Origin of the sequence: Algibacter sp. R77976 (genome assembly GCF_044594645.1) — a bacterium.
Lineage (GTDB): Bacteria > Bacteroidota > Bacteroidia > Flavobacteriales > Flavobacteriaceae > Algibacter_B.
Genome location: NZ_CP138989.1, coordinates 2,842,563 through 2,856,118, shown reverse-complemented (window position 1 = coordinate 2,856,118; position 13,556 = coordinate 2,842,563). Strand labels below are relative to the sequence as shown.

Annotated in this window: 14 protein-coding genes; 7 read left to right on the top strand and 7 right to left on the bottom strand. The window is 31.4% G+C overall.

The window, feature by feature from the left end; all coding sequences use genetic code 11:
* Nucleotides 1-336 precede the first annotated feature (336 nt).
* From thrA to thrC, 4 genes are all read left to right on the top strand, one after another.
* A complete protein-coding gene (thrA, locus tag SJY43_RS12135) occupies nt 337-2,781 on the top strand; it encodes a bifunctional aspartate kinase/homoserine dehydrogenase I (protein WP_396601010.1) in 2,445 nt (814 codons plus the stop codon).
* A gap of 115 nt (nt 2,782-2,896) precedes the next feature.
* Complete coding sequence (locus tag SJY43_RS12130; RefSeq protein ID WP_396601009.1) at nt 2,897-3,817, top strand: homoserine kinase; 921 nt, start codon at nt 2,897-2,899, stop codon at nt 3,815-3,817.
* Nucleotides 3,818-3,869: 52 nt separating this feature from the next.
* Nucleotides 3,870-4,226: a four helix bundle protein gene (locus SJY43_RS12125; protein ID WP_396601008.1), complete on the top strand. Its 357-nt coding sequence runs from the start codon at nt 3,870-3,872 to the stop codon at nt 4,224-4,226.
* A gap of 78 nt (nt 4,227-4,304) precedes the next feature.
* The gene (thrC, locus tag SJY43_RS12120) at nt 4,305-5,597 is read left to right on the top strand and encodes a threonine synthase (protein WP_396601007.1); all 1,293 of its coding nucleotides are present in this window, start codon (nt 4,305-4,307) and stop codon (nt 5,595-5,597) included.
* 84 nt (nt 5,598-5,681) lie between these two features.
* Here the strand turns inward: thrC and SJY43_RS12115 are convergent, their stop codons facing one another.
* From SJY43_RS12115 to SJY43_RS12085, 7 genes are all read right to left on the bottom strand, one after another.
* Entirely contained in the window at nt 5,682-5,999 is a 318-nt protein-coding gene (locus SJY43_RS12115; protein WP_396601006.1) for a Dabb family protein, read from the bottom strand.
* Between the two features lie 15 nt (nt 6,000-6,014).
* Nucleotides 6,015-8,084, bottom strand: a complete 2,070-nt coding sequence (locus tag SJY43_RS12110) for a hypothetical protein (RefSeq protein ID WP_396601005.1) — start codon at nt 8,082-8,084, stop codon at nt 6,015-6,017.
* Between the two features lie 200 nt (nt 8,085-8,284).
* On the bottom strand, nt 8,285-8,707 hold the full coding sequence (locus SJY43_RS12105; protein WP_396601004.1) for an acyl-CoA thioesterase: 423 nt from the start codon (nt 8,705-8,707) through the stop codon (nt 8,285-8,287).
* Between the two features lie 4 nt (nt 8,708-8,711).
* Entirely contained in the window at nt 8,712-9,332 is a 621-nt protein-coding gene (gene ribA / locus SJY43_RS12100; RefSeq protein WP_396601003.1) for a GTP cyclohydrolase II, read from the bottom strand.
* A gap of 83 nt (nt 9,333-9,415) precedes the next feature.
* On the bottom strand, nt 9,416-9,805 hold the full coding sequence (locus SJY43_RS12095; RefSeq protein WP_396601002.1) for a NifB/NifX family molybdenum-iron cluster-binding protein: 390 nt from the start codon (nt 9,803-9,805) through the stop codon (nt 9,416-9,418).
* A gap of 3 nt (nt 9,806-9,808) precedes the next feature.
* On the bottom strand, nt 9,809-9,982 hold the full coding sequence (locus SJY43_RS12090; protein WP_396601001.1) for a DUF5320 family protein: 174 nt from the start codon (nt 9,980-9,982) through the stop codon (nt 9,809-9,811).
* Nucleotides 9,983-9,985: 3 nt separating this feature from the next.
* Nucleotides 9,986-10,393: a DUF134 domain-containing protein gene (locus SJY43_RS12085; RefSeq protein ID WP_396601000.1), complete on the bottom strand. Its 408-nt coding sequence runs from the start codon at nt 10,391-10,393 to the stop codon at nt 9,986-9,988.
* A 294-nt stretch (nt 10,394-10,687) separates the two neighbouring features.
* Between SJY43_RS12085 and gcvT the strand changes: the two genes are divergently transcribed.
* Genes gcvT through SJY43_RS12070 form a run of 3 tightly spaced genes read left to right on the top strand, consistent with a single transcriptional unit; the run spans nt 10,688 to nt 13,546 of the window.
* Entirely contained in the window at nt 10,688-11,767 is a 1,080-nt protein-coding gene (gcvT, locus tag SJY43_RS12080) for a glycine cleavage system aminomethyltransferase GcvT (protein ID WP_396600999.1), read from the top strand.
* Between the two features lie 4 nt (nt 11,768-11,771).
* Nucleotides 11,772-12,686 carry a glutaminase gene (locus SJY43_RS12075; protein WP_396600998.1) on the top strand — a complete coding sequence of 305 codons (915 nt, stop codon included), beginning with the start codon at nt 11,772-11,774 and terminating at the stop codon, nt 12,684-12,686.
* A gap of 26 nt (nt 12,687-12,712) precedes the next feature.
* On the top strand, nt 12,713-13,546 hold the full coding sequence (locus tag SJY43_RS12070) for a sugar nucleotide-binding protein (protein ID WP_396600997.1): 834 nt from the start codon (nt 12,713-12,715) through the stop codon (nt 13,544-13,546).
* Nucleotides 13,547-13,556 lie beyond the last annotated feature (10 nt).

Sequence of the window (13,556 nt, the reverse complement as noted above, 5' to 3'; positions counted from 1 at the left end):
ATTATATATTTTTCAATTCTTATAACATTTAGTCGTTTTTTTTAAACGATTTATGTTTGAAGATAAGAATATTGTAAAAAAGTTGTTTTAGTTTTTTTATTAGGCTAAATGTAATACTTTTGAAGTGTATTATATAACAATAATGAATCATTTCAACCAAAATACACTTCAATATGTTTCTTTTTTAGCAAAAGGAACAACGGCTATTTTTGGTACAACTACAAATACAACAACCCTTTGGGGTTACTAGTTATATATATTCCGCACACTATTTTTGTGATTTTACAAAATCGCAACATTTCAAGTATTATTTCTAATTATACAAAGTACTAAAACATGAAAGTTTTAAAATTCGGAGGCACTTCGGTAGGCTCTTCAAAAAATATAAATAACGTAATCAACATTTTAGAAAACTATGGTAAGACAGATACTATAGCTTGCGTAGTTTCGGCTGTTGGTGGTATTACAGATAAATTACTTTTAGCAGGAAAACAGGCTCAAAATAAAGATCAAAGTTTTTTAGAAACGTTTGATGGAATTAAAGAAAGACATTTCAATATCATTAAAGAATTGAATCCTGAAAACAATGCGTCTATTTTAAAGTTTGTTGAAAACAAGTTAAATAGCTTAAAAAGTTTATTGGAAGGTATTTATTTAATTAACGAATTATCTCCTAAAACATCAGATAAATTAGTGAGTTTTGGAGAGTTGTTATCTTCTTTCATCATAGCTGAAACTATGAAAAACAGAGGGTTATCTGCTGATGTTAAAAATTCTCAAGAGATAGTCATTACAAACTCTAATTTCACAAAAGCAGAAGTTGATTATACCATTACGAACCAAAATATTCGTGATTATTTTAAATCGGCAAAACAAAACATAACAATCCTACCAGGTTTTATTTCAAAATCTAGAATAGGAGAAGTTACTACGCTTGGTCGTGGTGGTTCAGATTTTACGGCTGCCATTATAGCAGCGGCTTTACATGTAGAGCAACTAGAAATCTGGACAGATGTAAGTGGTATGTATACAACTAATCCAAAATTGGTGAAACAAGCCTACCCTATTGATAAAATATCGTATCAAGAGGCGATGGAGCTTTCTCATTTTGGAGCCAAAGTATTATATCCGCCAACAGTTCAACCAGTTTTAGGTTTACAAATTCCTATTCATATTAAAAACACTTTAGAGCCTGAAGCTGCAGGAACTATTATTTCTAATGAAGAAACTAAGTCTACTTTACCGGTAAAAGGGATAAGTAACATTAGTAATATTGCTTTATTAACTTTAGAAGGTACTGGAATGGTAGGTATTCCTGGGTTTTCAAAACGTTTGTTCGAAACATTATCACAAGAAAAAATTAATGTGATTATGATTACGCAAGCGTCTTCAGAACATTCTATTTGTTTAGGTATTGAAGATAAAGAAGCCGATACTGCAAAAATGGCTATTGATACTGCTTTTGAAAATGAAATAGCTTTAGGTAAAATTGAACCTATAATTATTGAAACTGGTTTATCAATTATTGCATTAGTTGGAGATAATATGAAAAACCACCAAGGTATTAGCGGTAAAATGTTTAGTGGTTTAGGAAGAAATAATATTAATATTAGAGCTATAGCTCAAGGCGCTTCAGAAAAGAATATCACAGCAGTTATTGACGAAAAAGATGTAAAGAAAGCTTTAAATACGCTTCATGAGCAGTTTTTCGAATCAAAAACGAAACAACTTAATGTTTTTATTACTGGTGTTGGAAATGTTGGAGAACGTTTGGTTGAACAAATAAAACAGCAAAAGAAATTTTTAAAAGATAACCTTAAAATTAATCTTAGAGTTGCTGGACTTTCAAACTCAAGACATATGATTTTTGATGATTCTGGTATAAATCTAAAAGATTGGAAAGCGCAATTAGCTCAAGGAGAAAAAGCAACGTTACAAGGCTTTTTTGAAAACGCAAAATCATTAAATTTACGTAATAGTATTTTTGTTGATGTAACTGCAAATGCAGATGTTGCTGGTTTATATGCACAGTATTTAAAAGAAAGTATTGGCATTGTAGCTTGTAATAAAATAGCATGTTCTAGTAATTACGACAACTATAAAGAATTAAAAAGATTATCATTAGAATATAATGCACCCTACTTATTTGAGACTAATGTTGGTGCAGGTTTACCAATTATTGATACGTTAGGAAATCTAATCGCGTCTGGTGATAAAGTAAACTCTATTCAAGCCGTTTTATCTGGAAGTTTAAACTTTGTGTTTAATAATTTTAATGATAAAACAAAGTTTTATGATGTTGTAAAACAAGCTGGTGCTGAAGGTTATACCGAACCAGATCCAAGAATTGATTTAAGCGGTGTTGATGTAGCGCGTAAAATTTTAATTTTGGCTAGAGAAAGTGGTGTCGAAATGAATTTAGAAGATATTGAAAACACATCATTCTTATCAGAAGCAGGATTAAAAAGCGATACTGTTGATGATTTTTATGAAACATTAATTGCAGACGAAGCGCACTACCAAAGTTTATATGCTTCCGCGAAAGCGAACAACTGCCAATTAAAGTATGTTGCTAAATTTGATAACGGGAAAGCAAGTGTTAGTTTACAGGAAATTCCTGAAGGGCATCCATTTTATAACCTTGAAGGAAGTGATAATATTGTTATGTTCTATACAGAGCGTTATCCGAAGCAACCTATGATTATTAAAGGTGCTGGTGCTGGTGCAGATGTAACAGCTTCTGGGTTATTTGCAGATATCATAAGACTTGGAAACGATTAGTTAAGCCGGTAGTTTGCAGTCGGCAGTAAACAGTCAAAATGATAACTTTTAAGTGAATTTTAGAAGTTTATGATGAGATTCCCGCCTTGGCAGGAATGACAAAAGAAATAATTTAATGAACGAAATAAAAATATTTTCTCCAGCAACGGTAGCCAATGTGGCTTGTGGATTCGATGTTTTGGGCTTTTGTCTAGATAGCGTTGGTGATGAGATGGTGATTAGAAAAACGGATAAAAAAGGAATTTATATTACTAAAATTGAAAATTTCGATTTACCATACGAAGCCGAATTAAATGTTGCGGGTGTTTCCGCTTTAGCTATGTATGAGGCTATTGATGTCGATTTTGGTTTTGAAATCGAAATCTATAAAAACATAAAACCAGGCAGCGGCATTGGAAGTAGCGCCGCAAGTGCCGTTGGAAGTGTCTTTGGAATGAATGAACTTTTAGGAAAGCCATTCAATAAAACACAATTAACTGAGTTTGCCATTAAAGGTGAAGCTTTGGCAAGTAAATGCGAACATGCAGATAACCTAGCTCCTGCTCTCTTTGGTGGTTTTACTTTAGTTAAAAGTATATCACCTTTACAGATTTTAGAAATTCCATCGCCAGATGATTTATATGCAACTATTATTCATCCGCAGATAGAAATTAAAACCTCAGAGTCTAGAGCTGTACTTCCTAAAGAAGTACCATTAAATGATGCTATTGCGCAATGGGCAAATTTAGGAAGTTTAATCCACGCTTTACATACAAGCGATTACAATTTAATAAGCGACTCTTTAAACGATGTTATTGTTGAACCTTATAGAAGCCAGTTAATTCCGCATTTCAATGAAGTGAAAAAAGCGGTGTTAGAAACAGGTGCATTAGGTGCTGGTATTTCAGGATCAGGGCCTTCTATTTTTTCTTTAAGTAAATCGGAACAAGTCGCTCAAAATGTGAAAGATGCAATGAAAAAAGTATATTCTGAAATAGGAATCGATTTCGAAATACACGTATCAAAAATTAATGTTGAGGGCGTTAAGATAATTTGACAGAAGGCAGAAGACAGAAGACAGAAGACATTATGAATAAAAATAGCGGCTTATGAGTAAATTCAAGTTTGAAAAATTGATTATATGGCAAAAGGCAATGGATTTTGGTGAGGATATTGATAAAATGACAATTCCTTTTCCAGATAAAGAAAAATTCAATTTGTCATCGCAAATAAGACGAGCATCAGATTCAATTGCTCTGAATATTTCAGAAGGTTCAATTGGTCAATCAAATCCAGAACAGAAAAAATTTATTGGATACTCAATTCGCTCCTTAGCAGAAGTTGTGACTTGTTTATTTAAATCAAAACGACGAAAATATATTTCAGAAAGTGAATTTACAAAACTATATAATGAAGCCAATCATCTTATGAATATGATGAGTGCTTTTAGAAAAAATATTAAATAAATCTAGGCCTTTTCTAAAATGAAAACGCAATCAAACTTCCGTCTTCTGTCATCAGTCTTCGGTCAATTTTAAAAAAAAATGAATTACTATTCACTTAATCATAAAGCTCCAAATACAACATTTAAAGATGCTGTCATAAAAGGATTAGCACCAGATAAAGGGTTATACTTCCCAGAAAGCATTACACCATTACCACAATCATTTTGGGATAATTTTGATAATTTATCTTATTCTGAAATTGCATTTGAAGCTATAAAACAATTTGTTGCTCCTGAAATACCAGAAGCCATTTTAAAAACAATTGTAGAAGAAACATTGTCTTTTGATTTTCCAGTTGTAAAACTAGATGATAGTATTTCAACTTTAGAGCTGTTTCATGGACCAACCATGGCTTTTAAAGATGTTGGAGCCCGTTTTATGGCACGTTGTTTAGGTTATTTCAACAAAGACAATACTAACGAAGTAACTGTTTTGGTAGCCACCTCTGGAGATACTGGTGGTGCTGTTGCTAATGGTTTTTTGGGTGTTAAAGGTGTAAATGTAGTGATACTCTACCCTAGCGGAAAAGTAAGCGATATTCAAGAAATGCAATTAACCACCTTAGGTCAAAATATTAAAGCATTAGAAGTAAATGGTACATTTGATGATTGCCAAGCTATGGTTAAAACAGCATTCTTAGATGAAGGTTTAACGAGCAACATGCAATTAACATCAGCAAACTCGATTAATGTAGCGCGTTGGTTACCACAATTATTCTACTTTATGTTTGCTTACAAGCAACTTAAAAACAGTAATAAAGAGATTGTTTTTTCTGTACCAAGTGGAAACTTTGGTAATGTATGTGCTGGAATGATGGCGCAACAATTAGGTTTACCAATCAAACATTTTGTAGCGTCTAATAACGCTAATAATGTTGTTACACGTTATTTAGTATCAGAATTATACGAACCAAAACCATCTGTACAAACGATTAGTAACGCTATGGATGTTGGAGCGCCAAGTAACTTTATAAGAATTCAAGAAATTTATAAAAATAAGTTTGAAACTTTAAAGCAAAATGTATCGTCTTATAGTTTTTCTGATGACGAAACACGTGAGGCTATGCTGGAAATTTATAACAATTATAACTACGTTGCAGATCCACACGGAGCGGTTGGGTATTTAGGTTGTAAATCACATTTAAAAGACAATCCAAACGCACATTGTGTGTTTTTAGAAACCGCACACCCAACTAAGTTTTTAGATGTTGTTGAAGAGGTAATAAAAGAAGAACAACCTTTACCAGAACAAATACAAGCTGTTATGGGAGGAAAAAAGGAAGCAATTTTAATTTCGACTTATGAGGAATTGAAAAGTTATTTGCTAAACTAAAATTCTCCTTAATTAGATAGATTTCTGTTTTAAAAAGGAAATATAATTTTATAAAAAACTCCAATGTTTGCATTGGAGTTTTTTTTATTTAATAACACTCTTGCTATCATAAACTAAAACCTTACTCCATAAATGCTGGTATTTGTCTACAAATTCTTGATGTATGTGATGATTTTGATAAATAGCTTCATCTTCTTCATTAGCGAAAATGAGCATTTCTGTAACGGAATAAGTCGTTTCAACAACATCCCGTTGTTCGGTTGATGCAGGAACACCTATATGAATATCGGCAACTTGTTCGATGGTTTTTAGCTTTTTAATACCTTCAATAAGTTGTTGTTTATCTTCTAAAGATTCTGGGTTTTTTAGCCAGAAAAAAACATGATGTACTAGTGGTCCCATTTAAATAAATTTCTATTAATCCAATAATTCAGGTTTACTCAGTATCAATTCTATTTTTTTAATAATTACAGTAATTTGATCTAGTTGCGATTCAATATTTCTAAAAAATAGACTGATATCTCTATTTACCCAACTTTCAGAAAGAACTCTTGCTCCCAAACTAATTCGTAAAATAGCACTTTGTACACCATTGCTATATTTTACGTTTACTGCTTGCCCAATGTGGCATTTTTGCGCAGCAAGCCTAAGTGTTTCTATAGGCTCACCATCAAAATGTGCAGATATATCAGAATTTAAAAGCATATATAACTTTTTAACTTGATCTATTGGTAAAGGTGTTTCATCTTGAAGAATGAAAAAAGGAAAAATGGTACGTATATTTCGTATTTTAAACCCTTTATTCTCAAAGGTATTTGTTCTACTTTCATCATTGTAAACCGGTTCAAGAAATGATGAACCTTGTATAGAATCTTCAACAAAATTGCAAAACATTTCAATACCCATATTTCTATATAGAATTGGTGTTTTAAAATAACGATCCATTTCTACTATAGCGGCATTCCAGCGCATATAAGAGCCGTAATTAAATCCATCTGATAATTCTTTAGAACAAAACCAAGATGTTGGCCAATCTGAATGGTTAAAGTATTGTGTTAACCCTTTAGGTAATTTGCATTTAGCTGCGTCAATCAATTTACTAACATTTTCAGGAAAAATTAAGGCTCCTGAATATGGAGGTCCAGTAAAGTATTTACTTCCTGTAATACTAACAATGTATTCTTTTTCTAAATAGTCTTGAATATCTTCGGGATCTAACCTAAGTTGAGCTGCATCAATAATGACTTGCATTGATAAATCATCCAGTTTATTAAGTTCTTCCATCATGTCTTCACTAGGCGATTGATAGCCTAATTTAGAATGATCCATAACGTGCAACACCACCTGTCTTCCCTGTTTATGAGTATCTGTAATAGCCTTGAAAGTTTCAGAATCTAATTGAGAGACAGATTTTAATTGTCCGTTTTCATCACGAAAAGGAATTTTAATTAACTCGACATCTCTAAAACCTTCAATTCGATCTCCTTTTTTAATTGGAAAATTAAGTGCTGTTGTATTCTCAAAATGACATCCTTTTAATGCAGCAGGAACACCACTACCCGTTTCATCGGACGCTACAAGAACATGAGTAATCTCCTTGTCTGTAATAATTTGAGTGATAGCTGCTATTTGAAGTGAAGCATCTGTTCCTGAAGGTGAAAAGATTATTTCACATTCATTTTTTATTTTAAAAATTGATTTTAGGTTATTCTTTAATGATTCAGAAAAATCTATGGTCGTATTTGTAAAACCGTTTTTTAAGCTATTTTTAATTAAAATACTTCTTGCTTTATCCGTTTTGTCGAATGCAAAATTAGAAACACTTGTAGCTGTAGAAGACGCAAAAGTAAAGGCCTCGGGTCTTGGAAAAGGTCTGCAACCGTATTTATTTAACAGCTTAACTTCGTCTATGTTTAATCTTAAATCACCTCCATCCATTAATAAATATTCAGATGGTTTGGCTAGGTTTTCAATTATAGGCTTCCAAGATGCCTTAAATATTTTATTTGTTGTAGTTGATTCATAAAAATCTTCTAATGGTTTATATTTATCTAAAGACTCGGTATCTATTTCTACATCTTTCTTAATTAAATCAATTAAAAAATAATCACGATTTTTTAACTTTTCTTTGTCCTCTCTTGGCAATAATTTATAGAATATTCGCGCTACTTTTAATGCTGCCAAATCACACAAAACGGTGTCTTCCTTATTGTTTAAAGCTTTATACCATAGCTGCCACTCAATGCCGTATCTTAAATACACTAAAGCTAATACAGGTTCTTTTAAATATAACGCTCCAATAATAATGGATTCGTTTGGTACAATTTTAAAAATATTAGGAACACTATCTGAAGTAATAATATTTATATTATTGATCTTTGGTACTGTATTGAATCTTTTTAAAACATTAACTAGATAGTTAACGTTCTCCTTTTCAAATAAACTTGTTCTTTTGTATTGATCTTCTATTAATATATTATTAGTCATAGATGTTTTTATTAAACGTCCCTTAGAACGAATTTCTCTAATGAGAATATTTTATTGATTTATTAATCGGTTAAGATTTAGCTTCTATTTTAAAATTCAATAAAAGGTTTATTTATTTTGATTTGCAAATTTATGTGTTATCAATAAAACCTACTATTACATTTTACATTATTTAAGCTATTTATTTTAATGTTAAATTACTAAGCTCGTTTTGAACTTTTAAAATAGGTTTTAAATAGTTTTTCTATAAAGTTAGGAATATTTTTTGGCAAACGCGATTCGCTATCTACAAAAACAACAGTTGATGTAGCTTTACTTAAAAGAATATTTTGTTCATTTTTAATTTCGAATTCAAAATTAAAACGAACCTTAGGCATGTCCTTAATTATTGTTTTTATGGTTAAAAGCTCATCATAATGACCTGGCTTTTTATAATTTATATTAAAAGAAATTACAGGTAAAATAATATTGTTGCGTTCAAGTTTAATCTCGTCTATTCCTAGTTTTCTTAATAATTCATTTCGAGCTTGATGACAGTATGTAACATAATTGGCATGATACACATATCCCATTTGGTCTACCTCTCCATAACGTGGTCTTAATTGAAATACATCAGTTATCATAGCATTAATTTTTTGATTTAATATCACTAAGCAGATGTCCCATAAAATTGTTTTTTGTCTCTAAGTAGTTCTTGTTAAAAGGATTTGATTCTATTATTAATGGAATACGATTAATAACTTGAATTCCGTTTTCTTCTAACCCTAAGATTTTATCTGGATTATTAGTTAATAAGTTCACTTTACTTATGCCTAGAATACTAAGAATTTCTGCTCCTATTTGATAATCTCTTTCATCTGAAGCAAAACCCAAATGAAGATTCGCTTCAATTGTATCCATGCCCTCTTCCTGAAGTTTATAAGCTTTCATCTTGTTCATCAAACCTATCCCTCTACCTTCTTGTTGCAAATACACGATTACTCCGCTTCCGTTCTTTTCAATTGTTTTCATAGCTTGAATTAATTGTTCTCCACAATCGCATTTTAACGATCCAAATAAATCTCCAGTAGCGCAAGCTGAATGAATACGCGTAAGTATTATATCTTTTAAATTGAAATCTCCTTTTATTAATGCCATATGCTCTAATCCATTTACTTTTTCTTGAAATGGAACCAGTTCAAAATGACCATATTTTGTTGGAAGTTTAACCCGTTCTCCTTCAATAATACTAGTGCCTCTTATAAGCATTGATTCAATTATTTACTTTATAAATTCAAATTAAAACTTATAAATATTACTAAAATAAACGGTTATTTTTTTAAGAATAAGTGCTAATGATTGCAGGTATGCTTATGGCTTTTTTTATGCTTTTTATCATGATGAGAACAACTAATTCCGCTATCCGAAATTTCGCCTTCAACATATTGTAAAATAATGTCTGCAGATTTACCAGAACAACCTCGTATTACACCTATTCCTGCTTTGTTTAGTTTATTCATTGCACCATTTCCAATATTACCTGAAAGCATAAATGATACACCTTCATCTGCCAAAACAGAAACAATATTTGATTTACATCCACAACCTGGTTCTGACTCTAAAAGTTTTAAATCTACAATTTCATTATTATTTGAAAACGTATAAATTTCATAAAACTGGCTATGCCCAAAATGATCTTCTATAGTGTTATCACTTGTTATTGGTATTGCTATTTTTTTCATTTTTTAAAAATTTAATTTTTTTATCTTACTTGTATTACATTTTTTTCGTCTTCCTTTTCCAAAAGGTCTCTTTTCAGGATTCGCAATAGTGTCTGAATCTGTCTTTCTACATTTCCCTAATTTCATTCCTGTTTTTGGACCTAAATTTTCAGGCCCTTTGTGGTTAAAATTTGGCATATTTTATTCATTTAAATTTAATAATTCATTTTTATCATCTTCAGGGCAATCTCCACATGTGGAAGGATCTTTAACACCATCAATTAATTTAAAGCAGGTTTGGCATTTGTACCATTCTTTTTCAAACTCGAAGTCTCCGCCTTTTATTAATATTGATTTTCCTTCTACAAAGGCTTGACCAATTTTTTTTAAGGCACTATTATAAATTCTAGTAAGCGTTGGTCTTGAAACAGCCATTTTTTCGGCTGCTTCATCTTGTGAAAGACTTTTATAAATTACCAACTTAACAGTTTCATACTCTTCAAATTGCATGATAATATGCTCTGTATCACAAAAGCGGATTCCGAAAGGCTTAAAACCAAGCATCTTTGGTGGGTGATCAACTTTTCTTTTCTTTTTTGGACGAGGCATCTGTTAAATTTTAAACAAAGATAATGAACTTACGTTCATAACTAAGTTATTCGATAAAATTTAACAAACATTAACAAGTATAAAGTTCTGTCGGCAATTGTTTTATTCAAGTTAAATAATTTGTTTGAGCAAGGCTTTAATAAAATCGGCAATCAGAACGAATAAAAGCATTTAACTTTAACAAACCTTTTAATATTTCCGCGAAAGCGTTAATATAAATTTTCAATACATTTGTTTTTGAAAAAAAATTAATGAGATTCCCTCCTATGGGAGAATAACAAAATATCATTTTTGATGAAAAACACAGCCTTAACAGAAACTCACAAAGCGCTAGGAGCGAAAATAGTACCTTTTGCAGGTTACAATATGCCAGTTCAATATGAAGGTGTAAATGCAGAACATGAAACCGTACGACGTAGTGTTGGTCTTTTTGATGTATCTCATATGGGTGAGTTTTTGATTGAAGGCGAACATGCATTGGAGTTAATTCAGAAAGTATCGAGTAATGATGCATCAAAATTAACCATTGGGAAAGCACAATACAGTTGTTTACCTAATAATGATGGTGGTATTGTTGATGATTTAATTATTTATAAAATTAAAGAAGACACGTATTTGCTAGTTGTAAATGCCAGTAATATTGAAAAAGATTGGAATTGGATAAGCTCTAAAAACGATGTTGGTGCGACTATGCGAGATTTAAGTGAAGACTATTCATTACTAGCTATTCAAGGTCCAAAGGCTATTGAAGCCATGCAGAGTATTACAAGTCATGATTTATCGGCTATAAAATTCTATAATTTTATTGTTGGGGATTTTGCTGGTATTGAGCACGTTATTATTTCTGCAACAGGATATACTGGAAGTGGAGGATTTGAAATTTATTGTAAAAACTCTGAAGTAAAACAAATTTGGGATAAGGTATTAGAAGCTGGGGCAGATTTTGGTATTAAACCCATTGGTCTTGCTGCACGCGACACCTTACGATTAGAAATGGGGTATTGCCTTTACGGAAACGATATTGATGATACTACCTCACCTATTGAAGCTGGTTTAGGTTGGATTACAAAATTCACAAAAGATTTTACAAATTCTGAAGCTTTAAAAACTGAAAAAGAACATGGCCCACAACGAAAACTCATAGCTTTTGAATTAGACGAACGTGGTATTCCACGCCATGGATACGATATAGTTGATGGTCAAGGTAAAACGATTGGTGTTGTAACCTCAGGAACAATGTCACCTTCACTTGGAAAAGGTATTGGCTTAGGCTATGTGCCAACCGTTTTTGCTGATGTGAATAGCAAAATAAACATCCAAATTCGTAAAAAAGCAATTCCAGCCACGGTAGTAAAATTACCATTCTATAAATAATAGTATGCCAGATTTTCAATCTATTCTAGAAATTATACAACAAGATGCTATTAACGCATTAGATAAAGGAAGCGTAGCAACTTACATTCCTGAATTGGCTCATATAGATATTAATAATTTTGGTATTCATTTAAGAACATCAGATGGAAACGATTATGGCATTGGCGATTATAACAAACCCTTTTCAATTCAAAGTATTTCTAAAGTTTTAGCATTAGCAAAAGCCATGGCGCTTATTGGGGAAGATACCTGGAAGCGAATTGACGTAGAGCCTTCTGGACACCCATTTAACCAGCTTGCTTTATTAGAGATTGAAAATGGAATTCCTAGAAACCCATTCATTAATTCTGGAGCCATAGTTATTGCAGATATTTTAGTTTCAAATTTAAAAAATCCCAAAAAAGACTTTTTAAATTATGTTAGAGATCTTACTGGAGATGATAACATTAATTTCAATATAGATGTTGCGCATTCAGAAAAAATTACAGGTTTTAAAAATTTCGCTGCAGCAAATCTTTTAAAATCTTTTAAAAATTTAAACAATCCTGTTGAAGAGGTTTTAGATTTCTATTTCCATCAATGCGCTATTGAAATGACTTGCGAACAATTAACAAAAGCATTTTTCTTTTTAGCTAATAAAGGTACTTGTATGTTAAACAAAACAAGACTCTCTAAACCTCAAGCAAAACGTATTAATGCACTAATGCTAACATGCGGGTTTTATGATGAAGCTGGAGAATTTGCTTTTGAGGTAGGTTTACCTGGTAAAAGTGGTGTTGGTGGTGGTATAGTGGCGCTTTTACCAGATAATTATATAATTACAACTTGGGCTCCAGGGCTTAATAAAAAAGGAAATTCTAAACTAGGCATGTTAGCGTTAGAAGAATTTACATCCAAAACAAAACTATCTGTTTTTTAAAATATCTTCAATTAGAAGTTTGATTAATGATAAAGCGAGAAGATAAACATAGAATATTAATACTAGGTGCTAGTGGCTTTTTGGGCGGTTCTATTTACAAAGAACTCTGCTCCTATTTTAGAACTTTTGGCACTTATAATACTTCAAATACATCCTTCGAAAAGAACCATCACTTTTTTCAATATAATATTGAAGAAGATGATGTTTATGAAATTTTAGACATCGTTAAACCAACTATTATTATTTCTTCATTACGAGGCGATTTTTCAAAACAAGTATTAGTACATCAACATGTAGCAGAATACGTTTTTAAAAATAAAACCAAGATACTATTCATGTCTTCTGCAAATGTTTTTGATGCTTACATAAAATACCCAAGTTACGAACAAGACAAAACCTATAGCAATAGTGTTTACGGGCATTTTAAGATAAAAATTGAAAACATGCTGTTGCGTTTACCTAAAAAACAAGTTGCAATTTTAAGGCTCCCAATGGTATTTGGAGCGCAATCTCCAAGAGTTCAAGAAATAATTCAATTTGCAAAAGAAAAAGAGCCTATTGAGGTTTTTCCAAATCTTATAATGAATGTTACCACAGACTCTAAAGTCACCCAGCAAATACATTACATTATTAATAGAAATAAGAATGGTATTTTCCATTTAGGAAGTAATGATTTGGTGCACCATGAAGATTTTATTAAAGAAATAATCACTTCGCTAGAATTAAAAACCAAACCACTCTATAAGCGTGTTTTCACCACAAATGATGATAGATACTTAGCGGTTCTTCCTAAGTTTAATAAACTTCCAAAACACCTTCAAATAGTAAGTCAAGACATATTAACTGATTTGAAAATATAATTTATTTTAA

Coding starts and splice junctions, on each gene's coding strand:
- SJY43_RS12110 (WP_396601005.1), bottom strand. CDS start 8,084: ATGACTAATAATATATTAATAGAAGATCAATACAAAAGAACAAGTTTA.
- SJY43_RS12115 (WP_396601006.1), bottom strand. CDS start 5,999: ATGGGACCACTAGTACATCATGTTTTTTTCTGGCTAAAAAACCCAGAA.
- SJY43_RS12090 (WP_396601001.1), bottom strand. CDS start 9,982: ATGCCAAATTTTAACCACAAAGGGCCTGAAAATTTAGGTCCAAAAACA.
- SJY43_RS12105 (WP_396601004.1), bottom strand. CDS start 8,707: ATGATAACTGATGTATTTCAATTAAGACCACGTTATGGAGAGGTAGAC.
- SJY43_RS12070 (WP_396600997.1), top strand. CDS start 12,713: ATGATAAAGCGAGAAGATAAACATAGAATATTAATACTAGGTGCTAGT.
- SJY43_RS12095 (WP_396601002.1), bottom strand. CDS start 9,805: ATGAAAAAAATAGCAATACCAATAACAAGTGATAACACTATAGAAGAT.
- thrC (WP_396601007.1), top strand. CDS start 4,305: ATGAATTACTATTCACTTAATCATAAAGCTCCAAATACAACATTTAAA.
- SJY43_RS12130 (WP_396601009.1), top strand. CDS start 2,897: ATGAACGAAATAAAAATATTTTCTCCAGCAACGGTAGCCAATGTGGCT.
- SJY43_RS12125 (WP_396601008.1), top strand. CDS start 3,870: ATGAGTAAATTCAAGTTTGAAAAATTGATTATATGGCAAAAGGCAATG.
- thrA (WP_396601010.1), top strand. CDS start 337: ATGAAAGTTTTAAAATTCGGAGGCACTTCGGTAGGCTCTTCAAAAAAT.
- gcvT (WP_396600999.1), top strand. CDS start 10,688: ATGAAAAACACAGCCTTAACAGAAACTCACAAAGCGCTAGGAGCGAAA.
- SJY43_RS12085 (WP_396601000.1), bottom strand. CDS start 10,393: ATGCCTCGTCCAAAAAAGAAAAGAAAAGTTGATCACCCACCAAAGATG.
- ribA (WP_396601003.1), bottom strand. CDS start 9,332: ATGCTTATAAGAGGCACTAGTATTATTGAAGGAGAACGGGTTAAACTT.
- SJY43_RS12075 (WP_396600998.1), top strand. CDS start 11,772: ATGCCAGATTTTCAATCTATTCTAGAAATTATACAACAAGATGCTATT.